Source organism: Frankia sp. BMG5.23, from assembly GCF_000685765.2.
Lineage (GTDB): Bacteria > Actinomycetota > Actinomycetes > Frankiales > Frankiaceae > Frankia > Frankia casuarinae.
This window is the reverse complement of sequence record NZ_JDWE01000016.1, coordinates 67352-82713: the sequence shown is the minus strand read 5'-3', so window position 1 is coordinate 82713 and position 15362 is coordinate 67352. Positions and strand designations below refer to the sequence as shown.

12 protein-coding genes and 1 pseudogene are annotated in these 15362 nt (G+C 71.4%); 8 read left to right on the top strand and 5 right to left on the bottom strand.

From position 1 onward, the window contains the following. Positions 1 to 154: 154 nt before the first annotated feature. Positions 155 to 2491 (top strand): MMPL family transporter, encoded by a 2337-nt coding sequence (locus BMG523DRAFT_RS10085; protein WP_011437063.1) that lies wholly within the window; start codon positions 155 to 157, stop codon positions 2489 to 2491. Positions 2492 to 2678: 187 nt separating this feature from the next. Here the strand turns inward: BMG523DRAFT_RS10085 and BMG523DRAFT_RS22955 are convergent. The 5 genes and pseudogenes from BMG523DRAFT_RS22955 to BMG523DRAFT_RS10065 all read right to left on the bottom strand — a co-directional run. After that, a pseudogene (locus BMG523DRAFT_RS22955) lies at positions 2679 to 2891 on the bottom strand (cytochrome P450); the annotation flags it as partial. 52 nt (positions 2892 to 2943) lie between these two features. Then, complete coding sequence (locus BMG523DRAFT_RS10080) at positions 2944 to 4263, bottom strand: cytochrome P450 (RefSeq protein ID WP_235463045.1); 1320 nt, start codon at positions 4261 to 4263, stop codon at positions 2944 to 2946. 31 nt (positions 4264 to 4294) lie between these two features. Then, entirely contained in the window at positions 4295 to 5044 is a 750-nt protein-coding gene (gene ureG / locus BMG523DRAFT_RS10075) for an urease accessory protein UreG (protein WP_011437060.1), read from the bottom strand. A gap of 36 nt (positions 5045 to 5080) precedes the next feature. Further along, positions 5081 to 6151, bottom strand: a complete 1071-nt coding sequence (tsaD, locus tag BMG523DRAFT_RS10070) for a tRNA (adenosine(37)-N6)-threonylcarbamoyltransferase complex transferase subunit TsaD (RefSeq protein WP_011437059.1) — start codon at positions 6149 to 6151, stop codon at positions 5081 to 5083. Between the two features lie 80 nt (positions 6152 to 6231). Further along, on the bottom strand, positions 6232 to 6735 hold the full coding sequence (locus tag BMG523DRAFT_RS10065; protein WP_023841051.1) for a Fur family transcriptional regulator: 504 nt from the start codon (positions 6733 to 6735) through the stop codon (positions 6232 to 6234). A gap of 42 nt (positions 6736 to 6777) precedes the next feature. On the opposite strand from BMG523DRAFT_RS10065, the gene BMG523DRAFT_RS10060 reads away from it, so the two are divergent. The 7 genes from BMG523DRAFT_RS10060 (at position 6778) to BMG523DRAFT_RS10030 (ending at position 15278) form a co-directional block, all read left to right on the top strand. Continuing rightward, entirely contained in the window at positions 6778 to 7416 is a 639-nt protein-coding gene (locus BMG523DRAFT_RS10060) for a peptide deformylase (protein WP_043590970.1), read from the top strand. Positions 7417 to 7647: 231 nt separating this feature from the next. Beyond that, the gene (locus BMG523DRAFT_RS10055) at positions 7648 to 8610 is read left to right on the top strand and encodes an LLM class F420-dependent oxidoreductase (protein ID WP_023841053.1); all 963 of its coding nucleotides are present in this window, start codon (positions 7648 to 7650) and stop codon (positions 8608 to 8610) included. An 89-nt stretch (positions 8611 to 8699) separates the two neighbouring features. Next, the gene (locus BMG523DRAFT_RS10050) at positions 8700 to 10442 is read left to right on the top strand and encodes an FAD-binding oxidoreductase (RefSeq protein WP_349256633.1); all 1743 of its coding nucleotides are present in this window, start codon (positions 8700 to 8702) and stop codon (positions 10440 to 10442) included. Between the two features lies 1 nt (position 10443). Next, positions 10444 to 11214 carry a precorrin-6A synthase (deacetylating) gene (gene cobF, locus BMG523DRAFT_RS10045; RefSeq protein WP_011437054.1) on the top strand — a complete coding sequence of 257 codons (771 nt, stop codon included), beginning with the start codon at positions 10444 to 10446 and terminating at the stop codon, positions 11212 to 11214. Between the two features lie 30 nt (positions 11215 to 11244). Beyond that, a complete protein-coding gene (locus BMG523DRAFT_RS10040) occupies positions 11245 to 12813 on the top strand; it encodes an MmgE/PrpD family protein (protein ID WP_043590968.1) in 1569 nt (522 codons plus the stop codon). Further along, complete coding sequence (prpB, locus tag BMG523DRAFT_RS10035; protein ID WP_035958425.1) at positions 12813 to 13688, top strand: methylisocitrate lyase; 876 nt, start codon at positions 12813 to 12815, stop codon at positions 13686 to 13688. The genes BMG523DRAFT_RS10040 and prpB overlap by 1 nt, the downstream gene beginning before the upstream one ends. A 231-nt stretch (positions 13689 to 13919) precedes the next feature. After that, positions 13920 to 15278, top strand: coding sequence for a M20/M25/M40 family metallo-hydrolase (locus tag BMG523DRAFT_RS10030; RefSeq protein ID WP_011437051.1), 1359 nt, complete (start codon positions 13920 to 13922; stop codon positions 15276 to 15278). Positions 15279 to 15362: the final 84 nt, after the last annotated feature.

Genomic DNA, 15362 nt, shown 5'->3' with positions numbered 1-15362 from the left:
CCGAGTCACCCCGGGCTTGCGGGTCACATCCCTGACGTGAAGGTTTTCATCGGTTCTTCGCCAGCCGGCCGGTGGGGCCTACGAGTTCTGTCGGTGGCATGCGCCAGAATCGCCATCGTTGGGCAGGATGTGCGTTCGGCGTGGGGAGACGGGCATGACCAGCGGGGACGAGTCCGAGGTCAGGGACAGCGGCGGGTCGGTGGCACGGGCGCAGACCCCGCCAGCGCCAGCAGCACCGCCCCCGCCGGGGCCGGCTGTCGCCGGGGACGGCAACGGCACCCTGGCGGATTCCGCTTCCGGCCCCGCCGGTTCCGGTGGCCGTCCGGCGCGCGCCCGCCGGCCACGCATCGTCTACGTCTTCGCGGTCTTGGCCGTCGGCTGGCTCCTGCTCGGCGGCGTCGGCGGGTCCTACCAGGGCAAGCTCGGTGAGGTCCAGAAGAACGACAATGCCGCCTACCTCCCGAACTCGGCCGAGTCGACCAAGGTCGACACCGCGTCGCGGCAGTTTCGCTCCGTGCGGACGATTCCCGGCTTCGTCGTCTACGACCGCCAGGGCGGGCTGACCGCGCAGGACAAAGCCAAGATCACCGCCGACGTGAGGTCCTTCGCCGGGATTCACGGGGTGGACGCCGGCCAGCTCGGGCCGCCCCAGTTCGCCCGCAACGGCGCTGTGGCCGCCGTGGCCGTGCCGCTCGTCGCCCAGGACGGCGGCCGCGAGGTCAAGGGTGATGAGCTCGTCGACGTCGAGAAGGCCGTCGTCGCGGCCGCCCGCGACGGGGCACCGGCCGGTCTCGCCGTGCACCCGGCCGGGCCGGGGGGTCTGCTCGTCGCCTTCATCGAGGCATTCTCCGGCCTCGACGGGCTGTTGCTGCTCGCCGCGGGCCTCGTCGTCGTGGGCATCCTGCTGCTCGTCTATCGCAGCCCGGTGTTGTGGTTCTTCCCGCTGTTCAGCGCGGTGCTCGCGCTCGGCGTCTCGGCGCTGATTATCTATCCGTTGGCCAAGAACAACGTCCTCACCCTCAACGGACAGGGCCAGGGCATCCTGTCGGTGCTGGTCATCGGCGCCGGCACCGACTACGCGCTGCTGCTGGTGAGCCGCTATCGGGAGGAGCTGCACGCCTACCCCAGCCGGATCCAGGCGATGATCGTGGCCTGGCGGGGCGCCGCTCCGGCGATTACCGCCTCGGCGGTAACGGTGATCCTCGGCCTGCTCTGCCTGAGCCTCGGGGAACTGAACTCCACCCGCAGCCTCGGGCCGGTGGCGGCGATCGGCATCGCCTGCACAGCCCTGATCATGCTGATCTTCCTGCCGGTGTTCCTGGTGATCGCCGGGCGCTGGATCTTCTGGCCTCGCATTCCCCGCGTCGATCACCAGGCCGACCTCGCCGGTCACGGTCTCTGGGCACGCTTCGCCGGAGGCCTCGTCCGCCGGGCCCGGTGGGCCTGGATCGTCACGACGGTCGTGTTGCTGGCCTGCTCGTCCCTGATCGTCACCCTGAAGGTCGACGGCCTGTCGACGACGGACAGCCTGACGGGGCGGCCGGAGGCGATCGTCGGCCAGGAGATCTTCGACGCCAACTTCAGCCAGGGGCAGGGCGCCCCGGCCGTCATCATCACCAACACCGTTGCCGCCGCGGACGTCATCGCCGCCGTCCGGAAGGTCGACGGCGTCGCCACCGCTCCCGGCTCGGTCTGCGTGGAGGTCGACTACGCCAAACTCGCCGCCCGGTTGGCGTCCGGTGGACGTCCGGCGGCGAGGGGTTCCGACGGATGCGCCCCGAAGTCGGTCCAGGTCGCCCCGGTTGACGGTCGAATCGCCATCGACGCCGCCATCGTCCACCGTTATGACACCGCCGAGGCTTACAACACGATCACTGCGATCCGACGGGTCGTCCGGGAGGTGCCCGGGGCGAACGCCCTGGTCGGTGGCCAGTCGGCGATCAATCTCGACACCCAGAACGCCTCGCGCCACGATCGCAACCTGATCATCCCGATCGTGCTGGTCGTCATCCTCCTCGTGCTCGGCGTCCTGTTGCGGGCGCTGCTCGCCCCGGTCCTCCTGATCGCGACGGTGGTGCTCTCGTTTGCCGCGACGCTGGGCGTGAGCGCGGTGGTGTTCAACCACGTCTTCGGGTTCGCCAACGCGGATCCCGGCTTCCCGCTGTTTGCGTTCATCTTCCTCGTCGCCCTGGGGATCGACTACAACATCTTCCTGATGACCAGGGTCCGGGAGGAGACCCTCATCCACGGCACCCGTAGCGGCATCGTGCGCGGCCTCGCGGTCACGGGCGGGGTCATCACCTCGGCCGGGATCGTCCTCGCCGGGACGTTCGCCGTGCTCGGCGTCCTCCCGCTGGTCTTCCTGGCCCAGGTGGGTTTCTCGGTGGCCTTCGGGGTGCTGCTGGACACGGTTCTGGTCCGCTCGGTCCTCGTGCCGGCGCTGAGCCATGACCTCGGTCCGAAGATCTGGTGGCCCTCGAAGCTCTCCTGACACGCACTCGCCCGGCCCGGCCTCCGCGCCAGGACCGAAGCCAACGCACGCTGTCGGCCCCCTGTCCTCGACGGAGGGTGCCGGACCCAGCCGCACGGGAACGGACTTTCGATGCCGGTGAGGCGGGGCCGGGGACACCACGCGGGCAGCGGGGCTGGCCGCCGGGCCTTACGGGCCTTACGGGACGCTACGAGACACGCACGGGCATCGATGCCCAGCCGCGGACCGTGGAGGTACGGGCTTGGACGGCGTTGTCCCAGGCGATTTCCCAGTCGAGGAAGCGGGTGAGGACCTCGTCCAGGGCCACCTTGCCCTCGATGCGGGCCAGTGCGGCGCCGAGGCAGTGGTGGATGCCGTAGCCGAAGCTCAGGTGGCGGCCGATCTCGCGGTGGATGTCGAACTCCTCTATCGAGCCGCGGCCGCACCGGTAGGTCTGCCGGTCGGTCAGGTGGTCAGGTGATCTTTTCCAGCTGGACCGGTAGCCCGTCCCGTGGAACAGGCAGCGGGAAACGGTCTAATGAGATCCGGTAGCCCGGTGCCAGGCTCCACCGGTACCGCAGCAGCATCTGGTGCAGGATCGCCTTCACCTGCTGACCGGCGAAGTGCAGACCGATGCAGGTATGTGGCCCGCCACCGAACGGTTGCCAGGCGTAGGGATGTACCTTGTCCTCGCGACGGTGGTCCGCGAACCGCTCCGGGTCGAACCGTTCCGGGCTCGGCCAGTACTCCGGCATCTGGTGGGTGAAGGCGAGCGCGAGGGCGGCCACGGTACCGGCGGGCACCGTGACGCCGAGCACGTCGATGTCTTTCACTGTGGCGCGCAGGAGGATCGGCACCGGCGTGACCAGGCGCAGCGCCTCCTTCATGACCAGAGCGAGTGACGGCAGCCGATCGAGGTCGGCATGGTCCACCGCTGGCGTGCCGAGGGCGAGCGACTCCTCGCGGCACCGCTGCTGCCACTCCGGATGCCGTGCCAAATAGTAGCTCATGCTGGTCATCGTGATCGTGGACGTGTCGTGCGCGGCCACCATCATCAGGATCATGTGGTTGACGACGTCGTCGTCGCTCAGCCTGCTGCCGTCCTCGGCCTCGGCGTGGCAGAGCCGGCTGAACATGTCGGTGCCGCTCCCGGCTCGTTTCGCGGGCACCCGCAGCCGCAGGAACTCCTCCAGGTACCGGCGCCCGGCCAAGCCACGCGACCAACGTAGCCCGGGTGCCGGCACGCGGACCACCGCGCCCGGCGCGCGGATGCAGGCGAACAGCGCGGCGTTGAACCGGTCGGCTTCCGGTCCCAGCCGTTCACCCATGAAGATCCGGGTCGCCAGTTCGAGGGTGAGCTGTTTGACCGCGGGATAAACCTGGAACCTCGCGCCCGGCCGCCACCCCGCGACGCCCCGTTCGATGGACGGGTTCATCCCGGCGAGATAGCCGCGCAGTCTGTCCGGGGCGAACGCGCCGGCGAGGATCCGACGGTGGTGGCGGTGCTCGTCGAAGTCGAGCATGCTCAATCCGCGCCGAAAGAACGGTCCGGCTATCCGTTGCTGCCCCGGGCCGTTCGCGAATGCCTGCTCATGGTTGCGCAGCGCCAAGCCGGTGGCGTCCGGGCCGAGCAGGCTCACCACCCGCAGCCCGAAGGTCCGCTCCCATGACACCGGGCCATACCGGTCGTAGCGCTGCCGCCAGTGCTGGGCAGGGTCATGCAGGTAGCGCAGGGTGTATCCCACCAGGGGCGGACCTCCGTCGCCCGGCACCGGTCCCCTGGAACCCCTCACCGCCATGAAACCCCTCACCGCCACGACGCTCTCACATCCTATTTAAAGGTTGCGACGCATTAGACGCATCGGACGCATCGTAGGAACCGCCGCGCGGGGACAGTTCGGCGAGCTGGGCCCGTACCCAGGCGGTCACGTCCGCGGCCGTGGGGTCGGCGGTGAGCGAGGTGAACACCACCGGACGGGCACCGCGGGCCGCGGTCGCGTCCCGGGCCATGACGTCGAGGTCGGCGCCCACCAGGGGGGCCAGATCGGTCTTGTTGATGACCAGCAGGTCGCTGCCGGTCACCCCCGGTCCGCCCTTGCGGGGCACCTTGTCGCCCCCGGCGACGTCGACGACGAAGATCTGCCGGTCGATTAGCCCGTAGCTGAACGTCGCGGTGAGATTGTCACCACCGGACTCGACGAGGACCAGGTCCAGGGGGCCGGTGTCGGCCTCCAGGTCCTCGACCATGTCAAGGTTCGCGGTGATGTCGTCGCGAATCGCGGTGTGCGGGCAGCAGCCGGTCTCGACCGCGCGGATCCGCTCGGGATCGAGCACGCCGGCCCGGCGCAGGAAGTCGGCGTCCTCGGTGGTGTAGATGTCGTTCGTCACCACCCCGATGCGCAGGCTCGACGACAGGGCCCGGCACAGCGCGGCGACCAGGGCCGTCTTACCGCTGCCCACCGGGCCGCCGACCCCGATCCGCGGCGCCCGCCCGGCGCCGGCTGGCCCCGCGTCAGCTGGCCCCGTGCTGGCCCGCCCGTCAGTTCTCTGGAACTCCTCATGTCCGAGGTGCATCGTCGCGCTTCTCCCGTTCGAGGGGCCCGCCGGTGCTCACGCGGCGTGCAGGGCCGGCAGCGCGGTGCCGAGCTGGGCCCGTTCGAGGAACGCGCCCGGCATGGCGGTGAGCTCGGCGGGGGAGGGCTCGGCGCCGGCGCGGACGAGCAGGTCACCCAACGCCGCGATCATCACGCCGTTGTCCGTGCACCGCCGGCGGGCCGGTATCCGCAGCCGGATGCCGGTCTGCTCGCAGCGGCTGGCCGCCAGCGCCCGCAGCCGGCTGTTCGCCGCGACCCCGCCGACGATGAGCAGGTCACCGATCCCGTGGTCGAGGCAGGCACGGACCGCCTTGGCGGTGAGCACGTCGACGACTGCCTCCTGGAAGGATGCGATCACATCGCCGGCCGGTACGGGGGAGTCGGGATGCGACTCGACCCATCGGGCGACGGCGGTCTTCAGCCCCGAGAACGAGAAGGTGTAGGGCGCGTCCGCCCGGCCGGTCAGCGGCCGGGGGAAGGCCAGCGCCGTCGCATCGTGGCCGACCGCGGCTCGGTCGACCGCGGGACCGCCCGGATAGGGCAGGCCGAGCACCCGGGCGACCTTGTCGAAGCACTCCCCGGCCGCGTCGTCAAGCGTGTCGCCGAGGTGGGTGATCGGGTCGCGAGCGAGGTCCCCCACCCGCAGCAGCGACGTGTGCCCGCCGGAGACGATCAGGGCGATGAGGGGATCGGGTAGCGGTTCGCCGTCGACGAGGTCCGCGGCGAGGTGACCGGCGAGATGGTGCACGCCGTAGAGGGGAACATCGAGCGCCGTGGCGTACGCCTTCGCCGCGGCCACCCCGACGTGCAGGGCGGTGGCGAGGCCGGGGCCGGCGGTGACCGCGACGGCGCCGATGTCCGCCACGAACAGCCCCGCCGAGGACAGCGCCGCGCGCACGCAGGGCACCAGCGCCTGCACGTGGGCCCGGGCGGCGATCTCGGGGACCACCCCGCCGTAGCGGGCGTGCTGGTCCATGCTCGTCGACAGGGCCTCGCCCAGCAGCGTGCCGTTCCGGACGAGCCCCACCCCGGTCTCGTCGCAGGACGTCTCGATGCCCAGCACGACCGGGCCCTGCTCCGGCGGCATCCCCGCAGCCTCCTCGCGATAGTCGGTACCTGCGAGATTACGCCGGCGCGCGGTCCTCGCCGCGCCGGCGCGGACCCTCGTCATGCGGGTGCGAGGTCCCCGTCCACGGACGGGGACGTCACCGAACAGGCGCGGCACCGACCGGCAAGGGCGGCGTGGTCGGGCTGCAGGGTGAACCCGACGGTGGTGGCGAGCCGACGCGCGACGTCGTCGAGCAGGTCCGCGGGCACGTCGAGGATCGTGCCGCAGGAGCGGCACCGGACGTGCAGGTGGGCGCCGCCGGTGAGGGCCGCCGCCAGGTGGTAGACGGCCGGCCCGTGGTCGGGGTGGACGTGGGTGACCAGGCCGAGGTCGCCGAGGGTCTCCACCGCGCGATAGACGGTGGTGCGGTGCATGCCCGGGACGATCGTCTCCGCCCGGGCGAAGACGTCGTCAACGGACAGGTGCTCGCTCGTGCCGGCGAGTACCTGGAGCACCGCCCGGCGGGCCGGGGTAACCCGCTCCCCGCGGGCGCGCAACGCGGCGATCCCGGCGGCGGACGGATCGCCACGCCGGCCGTCACGATCCGTCTGACTGTCCTTCACGATCCAGGTGTCCTTCACGATTCACGTGGCACAGTATCCCGCATGACCGTGCTCCCGATCCGCACCGTTGGTGATCCCGTTCTGCGCACTCCGACCACGCTGGTCACGGAGTTCGACACTGTGCTCGGTCGGCTGGTCACCGACATGATCGACACCATGTACGACGCGCCCGGGGTGGGGCTTGCCGCCCCGCAGATCGGGGTCGGGCTGCGCCTGTTCGTCTTCGACGTCGACTACGACCCGCGTGACGAGTCGGTACCACGGGTGCCGCGGGTGGTGGTGAACCCGGTGCTGGAACTCGGCCCGGACCCGGGGCGGCCCGGGGAGACCCAGCGGCCCGGGGAGACCCAGCGGTCCGGGGAGACCCAGCAGCACGGCCCGGAGGGATGCCTGTCCGTCCCGGGGCTGCACTTCCCGACCACGCGGGCGCTGGCCGCGCGGGTCCGCGGGGTGGACGTTACGGGGCAGCCGGTCGAGTACGCCGGCGAGGGCCTGCTTGCGCGCTGCTTCCAGCACGAGGTCGACCATCTCGACGGGATCCTCTACGTCGACCGGCTGACCGGGGAGGCGCGCCGTGCCGCCGTCCAGGCACTGCGCGAGCCGCCGCCGACCCCGGAGCAGGCACGGGCGGCCGGCGAGTACCTGCGGTCGCTGCGCCGGTCAGCCGGGTCGGTCCGGTGACGGTTAGGGCCGATCGGGTCGGTCCGGTGACGGTCTGACGACGGTCGGGTCGCGCCGGTCGGGTCGCGCCGGGGACGGCCGCCGGTCGCCCGACGGGCTATCTTGGTATCCGCCTCGTCCTCGAGGATGCCACCGGCGAGTGCCCGTCTTCGAGGTGTCCCGTCTTCGAGGCGCCCCGTCCTCGATGTGTCCCATCCTGGAGATGCCCCGGTGAGTGGAGGAGTGGCTGCGGTGACCGAGGTCTCCGGCGGGCCGTACAAACGGCCGTTCCGGTTCAACATCCAGTGTTCCTCCCCCGCCGAGGTGAGCGCCCGGTCATGGGCCGACCTCGCCCACCGGGTCGAGGATCTCGGCTACGCGACGTTGACCGTCTCCGACCATCTCGACGAGCAGGTCGCGCCGATCGCGGCGCTGATGGCCGCGGCCGACGCGACGACGACGCTGCGGATCGGCGCGATGGTGTTCAGTAACGACTACCGCCATCCGGTGGTGCTGGCCAAGGAGGCGGCGACCCTCGACGCGCTGTCCGGCGGACGGTTCGAACTCGGCCTCGGCGCCGGCTGGATGACCTCCGACTACTCCCGAGCCGGTCTGCCGCTCGATCCGCCGGGGGTGCGCATCGGCCGGCTCGCCGAGTCCCTCGCCGTCATCAAGGGGATGTTCGCCGACGGACCGTTCACCTACAGCGGCACCCACTACCAGGTCGCCGGCCTGAACGGGACGCCGAAGCCGGTGCAGCGGCCCCACCCGCCGATCGTGATCGGTGGTGGCGGGCGCCGGCTGCTGACCCTCGCCGCCCGTGAGGCCGACATCATCGGGCTGAACATGAACATGGCCGGCGGGGTGATCGACGCCTCGCTCGGCGCCAACGCGACGACGGCGGCGACCGAGGAGAAGGTCCGCTGGATCCGGGAGGCCGCCGGCGCCCGTTGGGACGATCTCACCCTTCAGGTCCGCGTCCACCTCGTCGTCGTCACCGACAACCGCACCCAGGTCGCCGAGCAGTTGGCCGCCGGGTTCGGGCTCACCTCCGAACAGGCGCTCGCGACCCCGCACGCGCTGTGCGGGTCGGTCGACGAGATCGTCGACGACCTCGTCGAGCGCCGCGAGCGCTTCGGCCTCAGCACGATCGGGGTCTCCCTGGACGCGTTGACCGCCATGGCGCCGGTCGTCGAACGTCTCGCCGGCACCTGAGCGGTCCGCCGCCCTCCCCCCGAGCCGTCGTCCCCCCGAGCCGTCGTCCGCTGTCCGTCCCCGTCGAGGAGCCATCGTTGGTCACGCACATGAAGTGGTGGGGCTGGGGCAAGGAGAGTGTCTCCTTCAGCCCCAGTGACAAGCCCGACCTCGCGCCGTTCATCCGTACGCACATCGGGCTCGACATCACCCGCCTGCCGGCCCAGCCACCGGCCTTCGCGGACCTGACGATCGCGGACCCCGTGCTGCCGGAGCCGCTGCGCGCCGCGCTTGTCGACGCCGCCGGCGCGGAGCACGTCACCACCGACGCACAGGCGCGGGTCGTGCACGCCTACGGCAAGAGCCTGCGTGACCTCGTCCGGGTTCGTAACCACGACCTCGGCCGACTGCCCGACGTCGTCGTCTACCCGGGAGACGAGGAGGCGGTCCGGGCGGTGCTGGCCGCGGCGCTGGCCGCGGACGCGGTCGTCATCCCGTTCGGCGGCGGCACCAACATCTCCGGCAGTCTCGAGGCGCCGCGCACCGAGACCCGCCCGGTGATCTCCGTCGACCTCGGCCGGCTCGACCGGGTGCTGGAGATCGACGCCGACGCCCGCCTCGCCCGCGTACAGGCCGGTGCCCTCGGCCCGGGTCTGGAGGAGCAGCTGGCCGCGCAGGGCTGGACGCTCGGCCACTTCCCGGACAGCTTCGCCCACTCCACCCTCGGCGGCTGGATCGCCACCCGCTCGTCGGGCATGCAGTCCGACAAGTACGGCGACATCGCGGAGATTACCAGGGCGGTGCGGGTCGTGACCCCCGCCGGGGTACTCGTCACCCGGCCCGTGCCCAGCCAGTCGACCGGCCCCAGCGTGCGGGAGATGATCCTCGGCAGCGAGGGGCGGCTCGGGATCATCACCGAGGCCACGGTGCAGGTGCATCGAGTGCCCGAGCAGCGCGTGATCCTCGGCTACTTCTTCCCGACCTGGGACGCGGCACTGCTGGCCATGCGGGAGATCGCCGCGAGCGAGGCCGCGCCGACGGTCACCCGGGTCTCCGACGCCAACGAGACGCGGTTCTCCTTCGCTACCCGCAAGCGCGGCTCCCTGGCCTCAAGTCTCGTCTCGGCCGGTATGAAGCAGTACCTGCGCCGGGTCCGCAGGTACGACCTCGACCAGATGTGCCTGTCGTTCATCGGCTTCGAGGGTTCACCCGCGCACGTCAAGGCCCAGCGCAAGCTGGTCGGGGCGATCGTCGCGCGCCGGGGCGGGATCTGTGTCGGCACCGGCCCGGGGCAGCTCTACGACCAGAAGAAGTTCGACACCCCGTACATCCGGGACTTCCTGCTCGGTCAGGGCGCGATGGCCGACGTGTCGGAGACGTCGACGTCCTGGTCGCAGCTCGGCCCGCTGTACCGGGGGGTGGTCGCGCGGGCGAACAAGGCGTTCGCCGAGATCGGTGTGACCGGTTGGATCATGTGCCACCTGTCGCACTCGTACCACTCCGGGGCCTGCCTGTACTTCACGTTCGCCTATGCCTCCCCGGTGACGCTGGAGGCGATCGACGGGTACGACACGGTGAAGTCCGCGATCCAGCAGGGCTTCATCGAGCATGCCGGCACCCTGTCCCACCACCACGCGGTCGGCGTCGAGCACGCGCGCTGGCTCGCCGACGACATCTCACCAGCCGGCGTGCGCCTGCTCACGGCGCTGTTCGACGGCATCGACCCGGGCCGCAACCTCAACCCCGGCAAGATCGTCCCAGGGGTGGACGTCGCCCCGGGCCTGGCGGATTCGGCGGGCCCGGATTCGGCGGGCCCGGATTCGGTGAGCCCGGCCGGGTCCGATCCGCGCTGAGATGCGCACGATCCTCGTCATTGGCATCGGTGCCGGCGACCCCGACCAGCTGACGATCCAGGCCGTCAAGGCGCTGAATCGGGCCGACGTCTTCTTCGTCCTGGACAAGGGGGCGGCGAAGGAGGACCTGGTCCGGCTGCGGCGGGAGATCCTCGACCGGCACGTCGAGGGGAACGGCTACCGGATCGTCGAGGCCCGTGACCCGAGCCGCGACCGGTCCTCGACGGACTACACCGCCGCCGTCGAGGACTGGCATTCCCGCCGGGCCGCACTGTACGAGCGGATGATGCTCGACGAGCTGGGCGAGGATGGCTGCGGGGCGTTCCTGGTCTGGGGTGATCCGTCGCTGTACGACAGCACGCTGCGCATCATCGACCGGATCGTGGCGCGGGGCGTGGTGCGGTTCGACTACGAGGTGATCCCGGGGATCACCAGCGTGCAGGCGCTCGCCGCCCGCCACCGGCTGATCCTGAACCGGATCGGCGGCCCGGTCGAGATCACGACCGGTCGCCGGCTCGCCGCCGGATTCCCGCCGGGGGTCGACGACGTCGTCGTCATGCTCGATGCCGAGAACACCTTCCTGACCCTGCCGGCCGACGACGTCGACATCTACTGGGGCGCCTACCTCGGCACCCCGGACGAGGTCCTGCTGCACGGTCCGGTCGCCGAGGTCGGCGGGCTGATCGAGCGGACCCGCGCCGAGGCCCGCGAGCGTAAAGGCTGGATCATGGATACCTACCTGCTCCGCCGCCGTGAGGAAAGTGGCCGGTGAGAACCGTGGAGACGGCAGGGGGAATGTCCGATGAAGCTGCACGAGGTGCGCGCCCGCCGGTCCGTCGAGGCGCCGCCCCGGCGTGACCAGCTTGCCTGGAAGATCGCCGAGGTCGCCGCCGAGCGGGTGCCGGTGCCGCCGGAGGTCGTCGAGATGATCGGCAACCGAATCATCGACAACGCGGCGGTCGCCGCGGCGGCGCTGACCCGCGGCCCGGTCGTCGCGGCCCGCGACCAGGCGCTCGCCCATCCGTACACCCCGGGAGCGACGGTCGTCGGCGTCGAGCGGGCAGTACGGGTGTCGCCGGAGTGGGCGGCCTGGGCGAACGGCGTCGCCGTGCGGGAACTGGACTTCCACGACACCTACCTGGCCGCGGACTACTCCCATCCGGGCGACAACATCCCCCCGGTGCTCGCCGTCGCGCAGCACACCGGCCGCGGCGGCGCCGAGCTGGTCCACGGGATCGCCACCGCGTACGAGATCCAGGTCGACCTGGTGACCGGCATCTGCCTGCACGAACACCGCATCGACCACATCGCCCACCTGGGCCCCTCCGCCGTCGCCGGGATCGGTGCCCTGCTCGGCCTGCCCCCCGAGCCGATCTACCAGGCCGTCGGCCAGGCGTTGCACACGACGACGACCACCCGTCAGGCCCGCAAGGGCGAGATCTCCACCTGGAAGGCGTACGCCCCGGCCTTCGCCGGCAAGACGGCAGTGGAGGCGGTCGACCGGGCGATGCGCGGCCAGACCTCGCCGGCGCCGATCTACGAGGGGGAGGACGGGGTCGTCGCCTGGCTGCTCGGCGGCCCGGACGCGGTGTACCGGGTGGCGCTGCCGGAACCCGGCGAGCCCCGTCGGGGCATCCTCGCCACCTATCCCAAGGAGCACTCCGCCGAGTACCAGAGCCAGGCGCTGATCGACCTGGCCCGCCGGCTGCGTACCCGGCTGCCCGGGGCCGGCTCGTCTCTCGGGGCCGGCTCGTCCACGGCCTCCTCCGAAGCCTCCTTCGAGGTCGACGTCGCGGCGATCCGCCAGATCGTCATCCACACCAGCCATCACACGCATCACGTGATCGGCACCGGCGCCGGGGATCCGCAGAAGACCGATCCGACCGCGAGCCGGGAGACGCTCGACCATTCGATCATGTATATCTTCGCGGTGGCGCTGCAGGACGGGACGTGGCACCACGAACGTTCCTACGCCCCCGAACGGGCCGCCCGGCCCGACACCGTCGCGCTGTGGCACCGGATCCGCACGGTGGAGGATCCGCAGTGGACCCGCCGTTACCACGCGACCGACCCGGCCGAGCGGGCCTTCGGCGGGCGGGTGGAGGTCACGCTCGTTGACGGGACGTCGATCGTGGACGAGATCGCCGTCGCCGACGCGCATCCGGCCGGGGCCCGGCCGTTCCGGCGTGCGGACTACGTCGCCAAGCTGCGTACGCTCGCCGAGGGGGTCGTGTCGGCCGCCGAACAGGACCGGTTCCTCGACCTGGTCGGCCGGCTCGACACCCTGACCCCGGCCGAGCTCGCCGGGCTGACCCTCGTCGCCGACGCGCTCGCCCTGGAAACGGGCGGGACGAGGGGGGTCTTCGCATGATGGTGCCGGCCGGCCGGCCCGTCGCGGACAAGCGGCGGATGCTGCGGGCGGGTCTCGCCTCCGGCCGCCTGCAACGCTGGCCGGGCGCGTTCGTCCCGCTGGTCGCGATGAGCATCGAACGGACCGGTTTCGACGGCGTCTACGTCTCGGGGGCGGCGCTGTCCGCGGCGCTGGGACTGCCCGACATCGGGCTGACGACGCTGACCGAGGTCGCCGCGAGTGCCGGGCAGATCGCCCGGGTCACCGACCTGCCGACCCTCGTCGACGCCGACACGGGATTCGGTGAGCCGCTGAACGTGCACCGCACGATCGGGCTGCTCGAGGACGCCGGGCTCGCCGGCTGTCACCTGGAGGACCAGGTCAACCCGAAGCGCTGCGGCCACCTGGACGACAAGGCGGTCGTCGGGCGCGACGAGATGGTGCGCCGCCTGCGCGCCGCGGTGGCGGCCCGCCGCGACGACGCCTTCGTGCTCTGCGCCCGCACCGACGCCGTCGCCGTGGAGGGGCTGACCGCGGCGATTGACCGGGCCCGTGCCTACGTTGACGCCGGCGCTGACATGATCTTCCCGGAGGCGCTCGCCGACGAGCGGTCGTTCGCGGCGTTCCGGGCCGCCGTCGACGTGCCGATCCTCGCGAACATGACCGAGTTCGGGAAGTCGCCGCTGCTCACCGCGGCGCAGCTGACGGACCTCGGGGTCAATGCCGTCATCTATCCGGTGACGACGCTGCGCGTGGCGATGGGCGCGATCATCCGGGGGCTCGCGACGCTCGCCGCCGAGGGCACCCAGGCCGACCTGGTCCCGGCGATGCAGACCCGCGCGGAGCTCTACGACCTGCTCGACTACGCCGGCTACGGCGCCGCTGACATCCTTTGACATCCTTCCGGTGGAAGGCTGCCATCCGTCGCAGGACGGGGACCAGCGTCGCCACCGCGGCCATCACACGATAGCCCGCCGGGGGCGTCCCGGACCTGTCAAGGTCGAAAGCGCTTATGGCGGTCACGCACCGCAGCCGGGGGTCGATCGCCTCAAGTTCCGCGCAGCTGTCGATGCCCCAGGAGACGGTCGCCCCGGCGGCTGCACCCCCGACGGGGCAGACTAGGCGGCATGGCGAGTGCGTCCACGACCCCCCCCGACCGCACCGGTGGCCTGCGCCTGCCGGTGACCGCCCCCTCCGCGGAGGGCGAGGTGGTCGAGCTCTGTCGGGAGATGCTCCGCTTCGAGTCGGTCAACCGCGGCAACGGCGACGGCAACGAGCGCCCGATCGCGGAGTACGTCGCGGCGAAGCTCGCGGAGGTGGGCCTTGAGCCGACCCTGCTGGAGTCGGCCCCGGGCCGCACCAGCGTGGTGACCCGGGTGGAGGGGGCGGATCCCTCGCGTGCGCCGCTGCTCGTCCACGGTCATCTCGACGTGGTGCCGGCGGATGCCAGCGAGTGGCGCCTGCCGCCGTTCGCTGGCGAGGAGGCCGACGGCTGCCTGTGGGGTCGGGGCGCGGTGGACATGAAGGACATGGACGCGATGACCCTCGCGGTCATCCGCGACATCGTCCGCACCGGCCGCAGGCCACCCCGGGACCTCGTCGTCGCCTTCGTCGCGGACGAGGAGGCCGGCGGCGTCCTCGGGGCGCGCTGGCTCGTCGAGAACCATCCCGACCTGTTTGCCGACTGCTCCGAGGCGATCAGCGAAGTCGGTGGGTTCTCCTACACCGTCTCCGACGACCTGCGCCTTTACCTCATCGAGACGGCGGAGAAGGGCATCGCCTGGATGAAGCTGACCGCTGCCGGCCGGGCCGGCCACGGTTCGATGATCAGCGATGACAACGCGGTGACGGCGCTGTGCGAGGCGGTGGCGAGGCTCGGCCGGCACACCTTCCCGCTGGTCATGACCCCGACGGTCCGGGTGTTCCTGAACTCCCTCGGGGAGGCGCTCGGCATCGAGTTCGACCTGGACGACCTGGAGGCGACCGTCGCGAAGCTCGGCCCGATCGCCCGGATGATCGGTGCCACGTTGCGTAACACCGCCAACCCGACCCAGCTCGAGGCCGGTCACAAGGTCAACGTGATCCCGGGCGAGGCCACCGCCTACGTCGATGGTCGCTATCTGCCCGGTCAGGAGGAGGAGTTCATCCGCCAGCTCGACGAGATCCTCGGGCCGGACATCCGTCGCGAATGGGTCGTCCACGACCAGGCGTTGGAGACCAGCTTCGACGGCGCGCTGGTGGAGGCGATGGCCGCGTCGCTGCGCGCCGAGGACCCGATTGCCCGGGCCGTGCCCTACATGCTCTCCGGCGGCACGGACGCGAAGTCCTTCTCCCGGCTCGGCATCCGCTGCTTCGGGTTCTCCCCGTTGCTGCTGCCGCCCGACCTGGACTTCTCCGGCATGTTCCACGGGGTGGACGAACGGGTGCCGCTCGACTCGCTGCGCTTCGGCGTCCGCGTCCTCGACCGCTTCCTGCACGCCTGCTGACCGGACCTGCCGGTACGGACCTGCCGGTACGGATCTGCTGACCTGAACCTGCCGGTACGGCTTGACGAGATGCCGCTGTCCGCG

Excerpts from the sequence above, each read along its gene's own strand:
- ureG (WP_011437060.1), bottom strand. The coding sequence starts at position 5,044 with ATGCACCTCGGACATGAGGAGTTCCAGAGAACTGACGGGCGGGCCAGC.
- prpB (WP_035958425.1), top strand. The coding sequence starts at position 12,813 with ATGGTGCCGGCCGGCCGGCCCGTCGCGGACAAGCGGCGGATGCTGCGG.
- cobF (WP_011437054.1), top strand. The coding sequence starts at position 10,444 with ATGCGCACGATCCTCGTCATTGGCATCGGTGCCGGCGACCCCGACCAG.
- tsaD (WP_011437059.1), bottom strand. The coding sequence starts at position 6,151 with ATGCCGCCGGAGCAGGGCCCGGTCGTGCTGGGCATCGAGACGTCCTGC.
- BMG523DRAFT_RS10040 (WP_043590968.1), top strand. The coding sequence starts at position 11,245 with ATGAAGCTGCACGAGGTGCGCGCCCGCCGGTCCGTCGAGGCGCCGCCC.
- BMG523DRAFT_RS10030 (WP_011437051.1), top strand. The coding sequence starts at position 13,920 with ATGGCGAGTGCGTCCACGACCCCCCCCGACCGCACCGGTGGCCTGCGC.
- BMG523DRAFT_RS10085 (WP_011437063.1), top strand. The coding sequence starts at position 155 with ATGACCAGCGGGGACGAGTCCGAGGTCAGGGACAGCGGCGGGTCGGTG.
- BMG523DRAFT_RS10060 (WP_043590970.1), top strand. The coding sequence starts at position 6,778 with ATGACCGTGCTCCCGATCCGCACCGTTGGTGATCCCGTTCTGCGCACT.
- BMG523DRAFT_RS10050 (WP_349256633.1), top strand. The coding sequence starts at position 8,700 with ATGAAGTGGTGGGGCTGGGGCAAGGAGAGTGTCTCCTTCAGCCCCAGT.